The sequence below is a fragment of the Nitrospirillum karajorum genome (genome assembly GCF_036348415.1).
Classification (GTDB): Bacteria; Pseudomonadota; Alphaproteobacteria; order Azospirillales; family Azospirillaceae; genus Nitrospirillum; species Nitrospirillum amazonense_B.
On sequence record NZ_JAZBQB010000001.1, the window covers coordinates 528,312 to 541,881 of the forward strand.

The 13,570-nt window shown below is 68.7% G+C and carries 9 protein-coding genes; 4 read left to right on the plus strand and 5 right to left on the minus strand.

Features of this window, described 5'->3' with window-relative positions; translation table 11 throughout:
* Positions 1-10: 10 nt before the first annotated feature.
* On the minus strand, positions 11-1,525 hold the full coding sequence (locus UCD39_RS02390; RefSeq protein WP_330494535.1) for a glycosyltransferase family 9 protein: 1,515 nt from the start codon (positions 1,523-1,525) through the stop codon (positions 11-13).
* Positions 1,526-1,748: 223 nt separating this feature from the next.
* Between UCD39_RS02390 and UCD39_RS02395 the strand changes: the two genes are divergently transcribed.
* On the plus strand, positions 1,749-3,650 hold the full coding sequence (locus UCD39_RS02395) for a tetratricopeptide repeat protein (RefSeq protein ID WP_330494536.1): 1,902 nt from the start codon (positions 1,749-1,751) through the stop codon (positions 3,648-3,650).
* Positions 3,651-3,675: 25 nt separating this feature from the next.
* Here the strand turns inward: UCD39_RS02395 and UCD39_RS02400 are convergent, their stop codons facing one another.
* Together UCD39_RS02400 and UCD39_RS02405 are read right to left on the minus strand one after the other, a co-directional pair.
* Positions 3,676-4,182 carry a TIGR00645 family protein gene (locus UCD39_RS02400; RefSeq protein ID WP_145732096.1) on the minus strand — a complete coding sequence of 169 codons (507 nt, stop codon included), beginning with the start codon at positions 4,180-4,182 and terminating at the stop codon, positions 3,676-3,678.
* A 130-nt stretch (positions 4,183-4,312) separates the two neighbouring features.
* Positions 4,313-5,095, minus strand: a complete 783-nt coding sequence (locus tag UCD39_RS02405; protein ID WP_330494537.1) for an EF-hand domain-containing protein — start codon at positions 5,093-5,095, stop codon at positions 4,313-4,315.
* Positions 5,096-5,507: 412 nt separating this feature from the next.
* On the opposite strand from UCD39_RS02405, the gene UCD39_RS02410 reads away from it, so the two are divergent.
* The 3 genes from UCD39_RS02410 to UCD39_RS02420 all read left to right on the plus strand — a co-directional run bounded on the left by UCD39_RS02410 (position 5,508) and on the right by UCD39_RS02420 (position 8,063).
* On the plus strand, positions 5,508-6,461 hold the full coding sequence (locus UCD39_RS02410; protein ID WP_330494538.1) for an MlaA family lipoprotein: 954 nt from the start codon (positions 5,508-5,510) through the stop codon (positions 6,459-6,461).
* 188 nt (positions 6,462-6,649) lie between these two features.
* Positions 6,650-7,183 carry a MarR family winged helix-turn-helix transcriptional regulator gene (locus UCD39_RS02415; protein WP_330494539.1) on the plus strand — a complete coding sequence of 178 codons (534 nt, stop codon included), beginning with the start codon at positions 6,650-6,652 and terminating at the stop codon, positions 7,181-7,183.
* Between the two features lie 301 nt (positions 7,184-7,484).
* Complete coding sequence (locus UCD39_RS02420) at positions 7,485-8,063, plus strand: hypothetical protein (RefSeq protein WP_330494540.1); 579 nt, start codon at positions 7,485-7,487, stop codon at positions 8,061-8,063.
* 63 nt (positions 8,064-8,126) lie between these two features.
* Here the strand turns inward: UCD39_RS02420 and dnaE are convergent, their stop codons facing one another.
* Both dnaE and ahpF read right to left on the minus strand, forming a co-directional pair.
* Positions 8,127-11,621, minus strand: coding sequence for a DNA polymerase III subunit alpha (dnaE, locus tag UCD39_RS02425; protein ID WP_330494541.1), 3,495 nt, complete (start codon positions 11,619-11,621; stop codon positions 8,127-8,129).
* A 174-nt stretch (positions 11,622-11,795) separates the two neighbouring features.
* Positions 11,796-13,358 (minus strand): alkyl hydroperoxide reductase subunit F, encoded by a 1,563-nt coding sequence (ahpF, locus tag UCD39_RS02430; RefSeq protein WP_330494542.1) that lies wholly within the window; start codon positions 13,356-13,358, stop codon positions 11,796-11,798.
* Positions 13,359-13,570 lie beyond the last annotated feature (212 nt).

Here is a 13,570-nt window from a genome sequence, read left to right on the forward strand (position 1 = left end):
CCTCCCCCGTCTACGCGGCGTCGCCCAGGCCCGGCGCCACGCCGGTCCCGGCGCCATAAACCTCCGCCGCCACGTCCAGGATGGCGGCCACCAGCTGCGCGGGGCGCGGCTGGTTGGTGCATTCCCGGATCATCAGCACGGGGCAATAGTCCAGGCAGCCGCAGGGGCCGCAGGGCAAGGCGGGTGCCGGCAGGCGGTAGCCGGCGCGCCGGGGCGCGTCGGAATTGCCGGGTGCCGTGCAGCCGAAGATGGCCACCGTGGGGTGGCCCAGGATTTGGCTGGCGAAATGCAGGGGGAAACTGTCGACGCTGAGGAAGACGTGATGGTCGGCCAGCAGGGCCTTCAGCGCCGCCGTGCTGCCGGCCGTGACAACCGTTGCGCCGTCGGCGGCGGCGTCGGGCAGGTCGATGACCGTCACGGCGCAGCCCAAATCGATCAGGGCGCGGATCAGCACGCGGCGCTCCTTGGCCGGATAGGTCTTGAGGTCCCAGCCGCCAGTCAGCTGCATCAGCACCTTGAGCGGCGCGTCCGGCGTCAAAGGAGCCGCCTGACTTGCGGCGGTATGATGGGGGAGCGGGGGCGGGCGCCCATAAAGCGTATCGGCGAAGGTGGCCACCGGGTCGCCCAGGCTGAACCGCGCATGGTCGATCAGGTTGAAAGGCGACTTGGCGTAGGCCTTGGAATAGCGGGAGAAGACGATGAAGGTCTCCTCCGCCACGCCGGGCGGCAGGTGGGCCAGGCTGTCGATGAAATACTGCCCATCGCCGACGTCGGTGTTGCGGGGGGCCGGCGGGATGTCCAGCACGATGGGCGCCAGCCGGTTGCCGCAATCATGGAAGATATCCAGGTAGGCGCTGCACACCACCTGGCTTTGAAAGGCCAGATGCTCATCCCGCACCAGGCGGGAGGCCAGGCTGAAGAACAGCACGTCGCCGGCGTGGCCGGGATGGTGGGCGGCGAACGGCAGGTCGCGCCAATCGTCGCGCTGGCGCATCAGGGTGACGGCGTTGACGCACTGGACCAGCCAGGCCTGCAGATTGTCGCCCAGGACATAGCCCTGGGGCGTGCTTTCCGGCAGGGTGCCGATGGCGCGCAGGGTGGTGGGCCGCCGGGGCACGAAGCCACCCCCCGTCAGGCGCGACAGCAGCTGGGCGTCGGCGGCGGAGCGGCTGACCGACAGCAGGCAGAGGAAGCGCCCCAGCCCCTCGTCCAGCAGCCGGCGCGGCAGGATGTAGGCGATGGGGAAGGTGCCCTCGTCCGTCAGCACCGCCGGGCAGGGCAAGGGCCCACCCGCCAGCGCCAGCTTGGCCAGGCGGCTGCCGCGAATGGGCAGGATGGGGTTGGCGACCACCACGGCATCGGCATCCGGGCAAGCGGCCAGGGTGCGGCGCGCCACCTCCCACACATATCGCCCCGGCGGGGTGGTGGCGCTGTCCAGGATGTCGTTGGGGGTGAGCACGCCGCTGGAGAAGCGGAAATCGAAGGACTCCACCCCGGCTCCGGAGATCGCCAGACTGCTCAGCATCGCCGCCCCCACCCCCTGCCGGCAACTCGGAGCACTGCCCCGCCCCAACCGGCAAAAATAGATTCAATTTTAGCTACACGGATGAGGACGCCAAAGCTGGCGCGGTATTTCCGCAAGGGGCGGGCGCCGCCCCGCCGGTGGTGGGCCGCCCCCTTCTCGCCACACTGCAAGCATCGGGGGAATTGGGGGCAGCGACATGACGGCGGTATCCAAGGAACGATTGATGGTATCGCCGGAGCTGGCGGCCCTGTTCGGGCAGGCGCAGCATCATGACCGTGCCGGCCGCCTGGATGAGGCGGAACGGCTGTGCCGGATCATCCTGCACCGCCTGCCCAATGAAACGGCCGTGCTGCACCTGCTGGGCGTCATCCTCTGTCGGACCGGACGGCTGGTCGAGGGGGCGGAGATGCTCTCCGGAGTGGCGGCGGCCCAGCCGGGCAACGTCGCGGCCCTGCGGGCCCTGGGTGACGCCTTCCATGCCCTGGGGCACCTGGCCGACAGCGTCATCGCCTATCAGCGCATCCTGTTCCTGCAACCGGGCGACGCCGACGCCCATCTGCGCCTGGGCCTGTCGCGCCAGGGCATGGGCGAGCTGGCCGGAGCCATCGCCGCCTTCCGCATGGCGGCGGCGCTGGCCCCCGGGGACGCCGATATCCGCGTCACGCTGGGCATGGCCCTGGAGGGGGCGGGTGACAAGGCCGCCGCCCTGGCGGCCTATGCCGACGCCATCCGCCGCGACGCCGACAACGCCGCCGCCTTCCTGGGCCTCGGCAACGTCCTGGCCGACCAGGCGCGGCGGGCCGAGGCCAAGGCCGCCTATGGCCGCGCCCTGCGTCTGCATCCCGAGTGGCCGGACGCCCTGACCAACCTGGGCCTGGTGCTGCAGGCGGAGGGGCAGCTGGAGCAGGCGCTGGCCCTGCACCGGCGGGCCGCGGCGCTGGCGCCCGACGCCGCCAACGTCCATGTCAATCTGGGCACAGCGCTGCAACTGGCGGGACACGGCGCGGCGGCGGTGGAGAGCTACCGCCGCGCCGTCGCCCTGGCGCCCATGGACGCGACCTATCTGTCCAACCTGGGACAGGCCCTGGCGGAACAGGGAAAGGTGGAAGAGGCGTTGGCCGTACATGCACGGGCCGCCGACCTGGCGCCGGACAATGGCGTGGTGCGCTTCAACGAGGCGCTGGCCTGGCTGCTGGCCGGCGACGACGCCCGGGGATGGTCCGCCTATGGCTGGCGCTGGCGCGGTGGGGTGGAGGATCTGGCCGACCGGGGATTCACCGTGCCGGAATGGCAAGGGGAGGATCTCGCGGGCCGCACCCTGCTGGTGCATGCCGAGCAAGGGCTGGGTGACACCCTGCAGTTCGCCCGTTTCCTGGCGCGTCTACCCATCGGTGACGCCGGAAGCGGAAGGGTGGTGCTGGAGGTGCAGCCCCCGCTGCTGGCCCTGCTGCGCGGCGGACTGGCGGGGATGGGGGTAACCGGGGTGGAGGTGACGGCGCGGGGGCGCCCCTTGCCGGCCTTCGACCTGCACGTGCCGCTGATGAGCCTGCCGGCGGCGCTGGGGGTACGAAGTGCCGAGGACCTGACGGTACCGGCGCCCTACCTGGCCGCGGACCCCGACCGGGTGCGCGCCTGGCGCGGCAGGTTGACCGCTGGGACGCTCAACGTCGGCCTGGCGTGGTCGGGGAACCCGGCGCACCGGGCCGACCGGCTGCGCAGCATCCCTCTCGCCGACCTGGCCAGCCCCTTGGCCGCCATGTCCGACATGGCGCTCTGGCCCGTGCAGACGGATCGGCGGCAGGGGGATGAGGAAACGCTGGCGGCGCTGGGCATGGCCGACATCGCGCTGGACGGCTTCACCGACACGGCGGCGCTGCTGGCGGCGCTGGACCTGGTGATCACGGTCGATACGGCGGTGGCCCATCTGGCGGGAGCGCTGGGCCGACCTGTGTGGCTGCTGCTGCCGTTCGCGCCCGACTGGCGCTGGCGCCTGGATAGCCAGGACACCCCCTGGTATCCCGCCACCCGCCTGTTCCGCCAGCAGAGGCAGGGCGACTGGGCGCCCGTCATCCAGCGGGTGGTGACGGCACTCCGGGCGCGGCACGCGGAAGGGCGGGCGGCGTGAGGGGCATGCCGCGCCCCTCCCCCTCTCAATGCTCCAGCTTGTGGGCCTTCGCCGTCAGGTAGTCCATCAGGGCCAGCAGCACGCCGGACATCACGAAGACCACATGGATGAGGGTCGACCACATCAGGTCGCGGTCGCTGTAGTCGCCGACGCTCATGAAGGCGCGCAGCAACTGGATGCCGGAGATGGCGACGATGGAGGCGATGAGGCGCAGCTTCAGGCCGCCGAAGTCGACCTCACCCATCCATTCCAGGCGGTCGGCGTGGCTGGCGACGCTGATCTTGGAGACGAAATTCTCATAGCCCGCGAAGATCACCATCAGCGCCAGGTTGGCGATCAGCGACAGGTCGATCAGCGACAGCAGGCCCAGGATGATTTCATGCGAGGTGGCGGTGAGCAGGTGGTTGACCAGCAGCCACAGCTCATGGACGAAGCCGGCGAGCGGCAGCAGCAGGGCCACCACCAGGCCAATGTAAAGGGGGGCAAGCAGCCAGCGGCTGGCGAACAGCACGCTTTCGATCCACCGGTCCATGAGCATCCTTCCGAGGGGCTGACCGCCGGCTGGCGGCGGAGGGCATGATGGGGCCAAAGCCTTGTCGGAAAGGACCTTAACCGATTCCGGCGGCCGATTTCGACCGCCTTCATCGGCTGACGCGGGATGGTCACATACCGCCGGGGCCACCCCCCATACCGCCACCCCCCATGCCCCCACCGCCGTGACGACCACCGCCCATGCCCCCACCGGGGCCGCCGCCGGGGCCGCCCCGGCCGCCACCACCCGGTTCCTGCACCGTCAGGTCGACCTTCTCGATCTCCTCCAGCGTCAACTGGCCATCGTGGTTGGCATCGATGACCTCGAACAGGGCCTGGGCATAGGCGCGGAACTCTTCCCGGGTCACCCGGAAATCCAGGTTGGTGTCGGCGGCCATGATGGGGTCGACCCCGCCCCGGCCACCACCCATGCCGCCGCCCCGGCCACCAGGCCCCCCCATCCCGCTTGGCATCCCGCTTGGGCCGTCCTCGGGCGGCGTTCCATCCGGGCCGGCGCCTTGCGGATTGCCGTCAGGTCCGCCACCAGGCCCTCCCCGCGGCGGCCGGCCGTCCTGGCCCATCATGGCCATGCGGTCGGCCTGGCGCACCTTCTCCAGTTCCGTCACGTTCAGGGCGCCGTCGCCGTTCAGGTCGTAATGGGCGAACACCGCGTCGGCCTCCGCCTGGAATTCCTCACGCGACAGCTTGCCATCCTGGTTGCTGTCCACGCGGATGAACCAGGCGCGCAAGGCCACCTTGGCCGCATCCTCCGACGGGGTGCGGCCCAACGTCTGCCCCAGCGGCGTGGTGACGTTGTAGAAGGTCTTATGGCTGGAGCACGCCGCCGTCAGCGTCAGGACGCCGAGCAGGGCCGGACGAAGGAGGCGATGGCGCGGCGCGGGATGGCGATGCATCGGGTGTTCCTTTATGTTGCGCGAAGCGCGCGGTCTCAACGGTGCGGCGTGGCTGCTTTTCCGCCCGGCACAGCCGCGTAATCGGCTCTTTTACGCCCCCTGGCCGCGCAAACTGTCGCAGCCTGGGCCGTGAAACCCGCCGGCGCCCAGCATGGTTGGCGCTGCCCCGTTGGTAAACAACACTTTTACAACGCCCCCCAAATGACAAAGCCGCCATGCGCAGGCGGCAACAGGGCCGCAAATTTTCCCATTTGGGCCTGGCCGGCGCCCCGTTATGGTTGAGTTTGGACGGCATGACAGGTTCTGGCCGTTCCATCCGTATGGAGCATGGGCCCGCGTGCCCAGGCCAGACGGCATCCCACCCCCGGCCGGTTCCGGCCTTTCCTATCCCGTTGCTGGAGGCATCCCCCCGATGCTGCGTCCCGGTTCCACCACTGTTCCGTCCACCCCCCTGATCGCCCCGTTGGCCGCCCCCCGGGCCGTCCGGACCCGCCGGCCGGGCCTGAAGGCCACCGCCCTGGCGGGCCTGCTGGCGCTGCCCCTGCTGCTGCCGGCCGCCGGTCGTGCGCAGGAAACAACGGCGGCGGACGCCAGCCAGCCCACCGCGCCGGCGGCCGATGCCGCCGGCGGCGAAGCCCGCACGGAGGTGGCCGAGGCCAAGACGGCCGAGGCGCGCGCCGCCATCGCCGCCGCACAGGAGGAGGACGCCAACGACCCGCTGGAGGGGATGAACCGCGCCATCTTCTGGTTCAACGAGGGCGTGGACACGGTGCTGTTGCGTCCGGCCGCCAAGGTCTACCGCACCGTGATGCCGGACTTCGCGCAGACGGGCATCCGCAACGTGCTGTGGAACCTGCGCTCCCCCCTGACGCTGGCCAACAAGCTGCTGCAAGGCGACTGGGACGGCGCCAGCGTCGCGACCGAACGCTTCCTGATCAACTCGACCATCGGGCTGGGCGGGCTGATCGACGTGGCGGGCGATCACGGGCTGACCTACGAGTATGAGAGCTTCGACCAAACCCTGGCCGTCTGGGGCGTGCCCGAGGGCTTCTACCTGGTGCTGCCCTTCCTGGGGTCCAGCACGTTGCGCGACGCCGTCGGCTTCGGTGTCGAGGCCTATGGCGACCCGGTGTCGCGGTACCTGAGCAACACCCATGACGACTGGGCCAGCTACACCCGCGCCGGTGTGTACGCGGTCGACCTGCGCGCCCAGTACCTGGATGTGCTGGACGACATGAAGCGCAACAGCGTGGACTATTACGCCACGATGCGGTCCCTGTACCGCCAGCGGCAGAACAACTACATCCGCAACGGCAAGGTGGACCCGGACCAGTTCCCGTCCATCCCCGACTACGACAGCAAGTAAGCCGGCCCCTGGGCGCCATCATTCTCCTCGCAAGACCCGGTTCGCACCGCGAACCGGGTCTTGTGCATTCCGGGCCATGGTGCCAAGGTCATTGCGATCACAAGCCTGGACGGGGTTCGGCCCCGGCCTGGTGTTCGTGGGAACAAGACCCCCCGAAGACGGGGTCGCGCATGAGGACAGGACCCACCATGCCCCCTTCCCGCCCGCAGCCGGTGGCGCTGCCGGTCAACGACCTGACCTTGGACATGGGTCCCAAGCTGGACATGGACCGCTATGTTCCGGCCTTTCTGAACTCCATCGCCAACAAGCTGTCCAGCGGCGCCTCACGGCTCTACTTCAAGCATTTCGGCATCGGGGTGGTGGAATGGCGCATCATCGTCCACCTGGTGGCGGAGCCTTGGTGCACCGCCGCCCGCATCTGCCAGATCATCGGCATGGACAAGGCGGCCGTCAGCCGCAGCTATGCCCTGATGGAGGATCGTGGCCTGATCCAGTTCCGCCCGGCGGAACCCCGCGGCCGCGAGGCAGCGCTGACCGTGGCCGGCCGTGACCTGCATGACCGCATCCTGGTCATGGCGCTGGAGCGGGAACGGCGGCTGTTGGCGGACCTCAGCCCGCGCGAGGTCGACACCCTGATCAACCTGCTGGGCCGCCTGCTGGCCCGCATTCCCCACGTCAACGCCTATGACCCCGCGGCGGAGGATGTCGGCCCGGCGGCCTGACGCCGGACCACGGTGGGAAATTTCCGGCAGGGTTGTAACAAACAAGCCCCATCACCATCCAGATTCGGCCCAACGGTGGACACAATCCGGCGGCATCAATAACCGCAGGGCAGCTTTACAGTATTCCCCCCGCCCACACATTGAACCGCCAAGTTTCACCGATGGCCGATCCAGGTTCACGGCTGATGTCGCCGCCAGCCCGCGCCCCATAGCGTGCGGGAACCCTCCCCGTCTGTTTGGGGTTTGGTATCAGGCGGCGCGCCAACCTGGATCAGGCCGATCGAACACGAAGGAGATGGACATGCGGATGCACCTGCTTGCGGCCACGCTGTTGGCCACTGGTCTGATCGGCGGCACGGCCCTGGCCCAGACCGGGGCCCCGACCGCGAACGACCCCAATGACACCACCATGGCCCCGCCCGAGGCCAACGCCCCGCCGCCGGCCCCCATGGGTGACGAGGGGGCCATCGGCCCGGCCACGACGACGAGCACGTCGTCGTACAGCACCGAAACCCGCACCTACATCATCCGGCCGCAGGGCATGATTTCCACCGGCACCGGCAAGGTGAACACGGCCATGAAGCCGGGCGACACCGTGCCCAAGCCGGTTTGCCTGGAAGGCACCGAGCCCCGCGTGTGGACCGCCCCGGTGGTGTTCGGCATGCCGCAGGGCAAGGGCCGTGTGGAAGGTATCGACACCTGGGTTGAAAGCCAGGGTGGCCAGTGGGTCATCAAGTCGTCCATGCGGGCCGGCGAGGGTGACGCCCCCGTCAGCGACCAGGGCCAGGGCGGCTGGGTGCAGGTCAGCACCATGTGCGCCACCCCGGGCATCCCGGACAGCGAGCGTGCGGCCGGCGGCATGCAGGGCGCGATGAACTAAGGCGCCACCGCCAGGCATGAAAGGGCGGCTCCCATCACGGGAGCCGCCTTTTTTCGTTTGGGCTCAGATATCCTGGACATCGATCACGCCGGGAATGGAGCGCAGGGCGGAGCGGCTGGCGCTGCTGATCTGATAGGCTTGGGGCAGCACCAGTTCCACCTCCAGCCGGTCGACCTCCACCATCAGGTGGATCTTGCCCCGGCCCGCCGGCAGGCGCTTCAGCACCGTCTGCAAGCCTTCCACCGGCGTCTCATCCTTCACGGTCACGCGCAGGCCAGACGCCACCTTGGCGACCTCATCCTCCAGCAACTGCACGCCGCTGCCGGTGAGGCGCAACTCCTCCCCGTTCTGCTGCACGTCCACCGTCATCAGCACGGCCTTGCCCGGCTCCAGATGCTCGCGCGCCGGGGCCAGCGCCTCGGAGAACAGCGTCACCTCGTAAACGCCTGACGCGTCGGACATGCCGATGAAGGCGAAGCGGTTGCCGCTCTTGGCCGTACGCTCCTGCCGGGCGACGACGATGCCGGCCATGCGGAAGCGGGTGGACCCGCCACCGCGCGCCACGATGCCGGGCAGGTCGGCGAAACGCACCACCTTCAGCTTGGCCAGAGGGGCGGCAAAGGCGTCCAGCGGGTGGGCCGACAGGTAGAAGCCGATGGCCTCGAACTCGTGCCGCAACTTTTCCAGCGGCTCCCAATCCACCACGCGCGGCAGCTCCGGCGCCTTCAGCGGCGCCGACGCGCCGAACAGGCTGTTCATGCCGCTCTCGCGCTCCGCCGCCTCCGCCTGCGCGTAGCGCAACATGATTTCGATGGCGGAATGAACCTGGTGGCGGTTGGGCACCAGGCTGTCGAAGGCGCCGGCGGCGGCCAGGTTCTCCAGCTGGCGCTTGTTGATGACCTTGTTGTCCAGGCGGCGGGCGAAGTCGAACAGGTCGCGGTAGGGGCCGCCCGCGTCCCGCTCCGCCACCACCGCCGCCATGGCAGGGCCACCCACCCCTTTGACCGCCGCCAAGGCATAGCGCACGGCGCGATCGCCGTTGGGCAGGTCCTCCACGCGGAAGATGTCGCCCGATCTGTTGATGTCCGGCGGCAGCAGCTTGATCTTCAGCCGGTCCAGTTCCTGGCGGAACTGGTTCAGCTTGTCGGTGTTGCCCAGATCCAGCGTCATGGACGCGGCCATGAACTCCACCGGGTAATTGGCCTTGAGGTAGGCCGTCTGGTAGGCGACCAGGGCGTAGGCGGCGGCGTGCGACTTGTTGAAGCCGTACCCTGCGAACTTGTTGACCTGGTCGAAGATCAGGCCCGCCTGCTCCGCGTCCACGCCGCGCGCCGTGGCGCCGTCGACGAACTTGGAACGCTCCTTCTCCATCTCCTCCTTGATCTTCTTGCCCATGGCGCGGCGCAGCAGGTCGGCGCCGCCCAGGCTGTAGCCCGCCAGCACCTGGGCGATCTGCATCACCTGTTCCTGGTACACCATGATCCCGAAGGTCTCCTTCAGGATGGGCTCCAGCGAGGGATGCATGTAGTCGGGCTCTTCCTGCCCGTCCTTCACCTTGATGTACTTGGGGATGTTGTCCATCGGGCCCGGCCGATACAGCGAGACCAGCGCGATGATGTCCTCGATGCGGTTGGGCTTCATGCGGCGCAGCACGTCGCGCATGCCCGAACTTTCCAGCTGGAACACGCCCGACGCCTCGGCCCGGCCCAACAGCCTGTAGGTCTTCTCGTCGTACAGGTCGAGGTTCAGCAGGTCCAGGTCGGGGTTGAGCGGCCGGATCAGCTCCACCGCCTTCTGCAGTACCGTCAGGGTCTTCAGGCCCAGGAAGTCGAACTTCACCAGGCCGGCCAGTTCCACATACTTCATGTTGAACTGGGTGACCGGCATGTCGGACCGCGGATCGCGGTACAGCGGCACCAGCTGGTCCAGCGGGCGGTCGCCGATCACCACGCCGGCGGCGTGGGTGGAGGCGTGGCGGTACAACCCTTCCAGCTTCAGCGCCACGCCGATCAGGCGGTCCACCGTCTCATCCTGGCGGCGCATCTCCTGCAACAGCGGCTCGCCGTCCAGCGCCTCCTGCAGGGTGACGGGGTTGGCCGGGTTGTTAGGCACCATCTTGCAGATGCGGTCGACCTGGCCATAGGGCATCTGCAGCACGCGCCCCACGTCGCGCAGCACGGCGCGGGCCTGCAGCTTACCGAAGGTGATGATCTGGGCGACGCGGTCGTGGCCGTACTTGGCCTGGACGTAGCGGATGACCTCGTCGCGGCGGTCCTGGCAGAAGTCCACGTCGAAGTCGGGCATGGACACGCGTTCCGGATTCAGGAAACGCTCGAACAGCAGGCCGAAGCGGATGGGGTCCAGGTCGGTGATGAGCAACGACCAGGCGACCAGCGAGCCGGCGCCCGAGCCACGGCCCGGCCCCACGGGGATGCCGTTGTCCTTGGCCCACTTGATGAAGTCCGACACGATGAGGAAGTAGCCGGGGAACTTCATCCGCTCGATGACGGACAGTTCGTAATCCAGGCGCTCGCGGTAGCGCTTCTCCGTGTCCGCCTTCTCCTCCTCCGTCATCTCCGCCGTGAAGACGTAGCGGTTCAGGCGGAAGGTCAGGCCGTCATGGGCCTGGGCGCGCAGTTCCTCCGCCTCCGTCCGGCCTTCCACGGTGGGAAAGTTGGGCAGGATGGGGTTGATCTTGCGCGGCATGTAGGCGCAGCGCTGGGCCACCACCACCGTGTTGTCCACCGCTTCCGGCAGGTCGGCGAACAACTCCCGCATCTCCTTCGCGCTCTTGAAGTAGTGGTCGGGGGTCAGGCGCCGGCGGTCGTCCTGCATGATGAAGGCGCCGTCGGCGATGCACAGCAGGGCGTCGTGCGCCTCGTACATGTCGGCGGTGGCGAAGTAGCAGTCGTTGGTGGCGACCAGCGGCAGGTCGTGGGCATAGGCCAGATCGACCAGCGCGCCCTCGATGCGCCGCTCCGCCCGGCCGATGGCGGTGTCCTTGTCATGCCGCATCAGCTCGACATAGAGACGGCCCGGGAACAGGCGCTTCAGTTCCAGCAACAGCTCGGTCGCGGCTGGGGCCTGGCCTTCCAGCAGCAGGCGCCCCACCCCGCCATGGATGCCGCCGGTCAGCGCGATCAGGCCGTCGCTGTGCCCGTCCAGCGCCGCCACGGACACCTGGGGTTCCAGCCCCGGCTCCGTCTCCATGTACGCCTTGCTGATCAGTTCCATCAGGTTGGCGTAGCCCTGGGCGTTCTGGGCCAGCAGCACCAGTTGGTCCGCGCCGAAGGTGCCGGGGCGCTGTGGCCCGCGCGTGGTTGCCGCCGGGCCCCAGCGGCCGATCCACATCTGGCAGCCGACGATGGGCTGCACGCCCGCGTCGGACGCCGCCATGGCGAATTCCAGGCTGCCGAACAGATTGCCGGTGTCCGTCACCGCCACCGCCGGCATGGCGTTCTTGGTGCACAGCTTCACCAGCTCCTTCACCTTGATCGCCCCCTCGGACAACGAGTAGGCGGAATGGGTGCGCAGGTGGATGAAGCCGGGATGGGACATGAGGTGGAATAGTCCGGATGGGGGGTCAGGCGGGCAGTTTAGGGACGTGGTGGCAGGCCCGTCACCTGTCCTCTCGGCAACCCCGATTCCCCCAATAAAAACGCCCACCTGGAGAGGGCGCCGGACCGGTCCGGCGCCACCCCAGGTGGGCGCTGTACTTGACGCGGGTGCGACTCAGGCGGCCTGCACCGACGACCGGATCAGGTGGTCGAAGGCGCCCAGGGAGGCCTTGGCCCCCTCGCCCATGGCGATGATGATCTGCTTGTAGGGCACCGTGGTGACGTCGCCGGCGGCGAAGATGCCGGGGACGGAGGTTTCACCATGGTGGCCGACGATCACCTCGCCGCGCTGGGTCAGTTCCACCGTGCCGCGCAGCCAATCGGTGTTGGGCAGCAGGCCGATCTGCACGAAGATGCCTTCCAGCGCCAGGCGGTGCGTCTCGCCCGAGGCGCGGTCCTTATAGACCAGGCCGTTCACCTTCTGGCCGTCGCCCGTGACCTCGGTGGTCTGGGCCTGGGTCAGGATGGTGACGTTGGCCAGGCTCTTCAGCTTGGTCACCAGCACAGCGTCGGCGCGCAACTGGCTGTCGAACTCCAGCAGCGTGACGTGGGCGACGATGCCGGCCAGGTCGATGGCCGCCTCGACACCGGAGTTGCCGCCGCCGATCACCGCCACGCGCTTGCCCTTGAACAGCGGGCCGTCGCAGTGCGGGCAGAAGGCCACGCCCTTGGTCTTGTACTGCTCCTCGCCCGGCACCTTCATTTCGCGCCAGCGGGCGCCGGTGGCCAGGATCAGGGCCTTGGCCTTCAGCTTGGCGCCGCTTTCCAGCGTCACCTCGTGCAGGCCGTCGACCGTGGCCAGGGCCTTGGCGCGCTGCTGGTTCATGATGTCCACCTCATAGCTGCGGACATGCTCTTCCAGGCTGCGCACCAGCTTGGGCCCCTCCGTCGCGGTGACGGAGATGAAGTTCTCGATGCCCAGCGTGTCCATGACCTGGCCGCCGAAGCGCTCCGCCACGATGCCGGTGCGGATGCCCTTGCGGGCGGCGTAGATGGCGGCCGCGGCGCCGGCGGGGCCACCGCCCACCACCAGCACGTCGAACGGGTCCTTGGCGTCGATCTTGGCGGCCTCACGGGCGACGGAGCTGGTGTCCAGCTTCGCCAGGATCTCCTCCAGGTCCATGCGGCCCTGGCCGAAGGGTTCGCCGTTCAGGAAGATGGCCGGCACGCCCATGATCTGGCGCTTGGTCACCTCATCCTGGAAGACGCCGCCATCGATCATCTCATGGCGGATGCGGGGGTTCAGCACCGCCATCAGGTTCAGCGCCTGCACCACGTCGGGGCAGTTGTGGCAGGTCAGCGAGATGAAGGTCTCGAAGTGGTAGTCGCCCTCGATGGCCTTGATCTGCTCGATCACCTCGTCGCTGACCTTGGGCGGATAGCCGCCGGCCTGCAGCAGCGCCAGCACCAGCGAGGTGAACTCGTGGCCCATGGGCAGGCCGCTGAAGCGGATGCCGATGTCGCCGGCCGGACGGTTCACGGTAAAGGACGGGCGGCGGCCGGCGCCGTCCACGTTCTCGTTGATGTTCACCAGGGTGGAGGCTTCGGCGATATCGGCCAGCAACTCCATCATCTGGCGGGAGGTGGCGCTATCGTCCGGGTAAGCAACAATCTCGATCGGCTGCTTCACCCGTTCCAGGTAGGCCTTCAATTGGGTCTTGAGATTGGCGTCCAACATCGGGGCGGGCTTTCTGGCGGAGAGGGAGGGGAAGGGCGGGCAAAGAGGGGGCGGTCACCGGCGCCATGCGGCGGCCAGGTGCGCATTTTGGAAACGTAATATCGCAGGCGGACTGTTCAAGCGGGCGCGCCACCCATAGCGTCACGGCGGCGTCACGGCCCGGACCTAAGCCTCCAAGGGCGCAGGGCCCGGAGGCATCCGGGGACCCGAGG

Bases quoted from the DNA above. Each gene is read 5' to 3' on its own strand.
- UCD39_RS02390 (WP_330494535.1), bottom strand. From the start codon at position 1,525: ATGCTGAGCAGTCTGGCGATCTCCGGAGCCGGGGTGGAGTCCTTCGAT.
- UCD39_RS02395 (WP_330494536.1), top strand. From the start codon at position 1,749: ATGGTATCGCCGGAGCTGGCGGCCCTGTTCGGGCAGGCGCAGCATCAT.
- UCD39_RS02400 (WP_145732096.1), bottom strand. From the start codon at position 4,182: ATGGACCGGTGGATCGAAAGCGTGCTGTTCGCCAGCCGCTGGCTGCTT.
- UCD39_RS02405 (WP_330494537.1), bottom strand. From the start codon at position 5,095: ATGCATCGCCATCCCGCGCCGCGCCATCGCCTCCTTCGTCCGGCCCTG.
- UCD39_RS02410 (WP_330494538.1), top strand. From the start codon at position 5,508: ATGCTGCGTCCCGGTTCCACCACTGTTCCGTCCACCCCCCTGATCGCC.
- UCD39_RS02415 (WP_330494539.1), top strand. From the start codon at position 6,650: ATGCCCCCTTCCCGCCCGCAGCCGGTGGCGCTGCCGGTCAACGACCTG.
- UCD39_RS02420 (WP_330494540.1), top strand. From the start codon at position 7,485: ATGCGGATGCACCTGCTTGCGGCCACGCTGTTGGCCACTGGTCTGATC.
- dnaE (WP_330494541.1), bottom strand. From the start codon at position 11,621: ATGTCCCATCCCGGCTTCATCCACCTGCGCACCCATTCCGCCTACTCG.
- ahpF (WP_330494542.1), bottom strand. From the start codon at position 13,358: ATGTTGGACGCCAATCTCAAGACCCAATTGAAGGCCTACCTGGAACGG.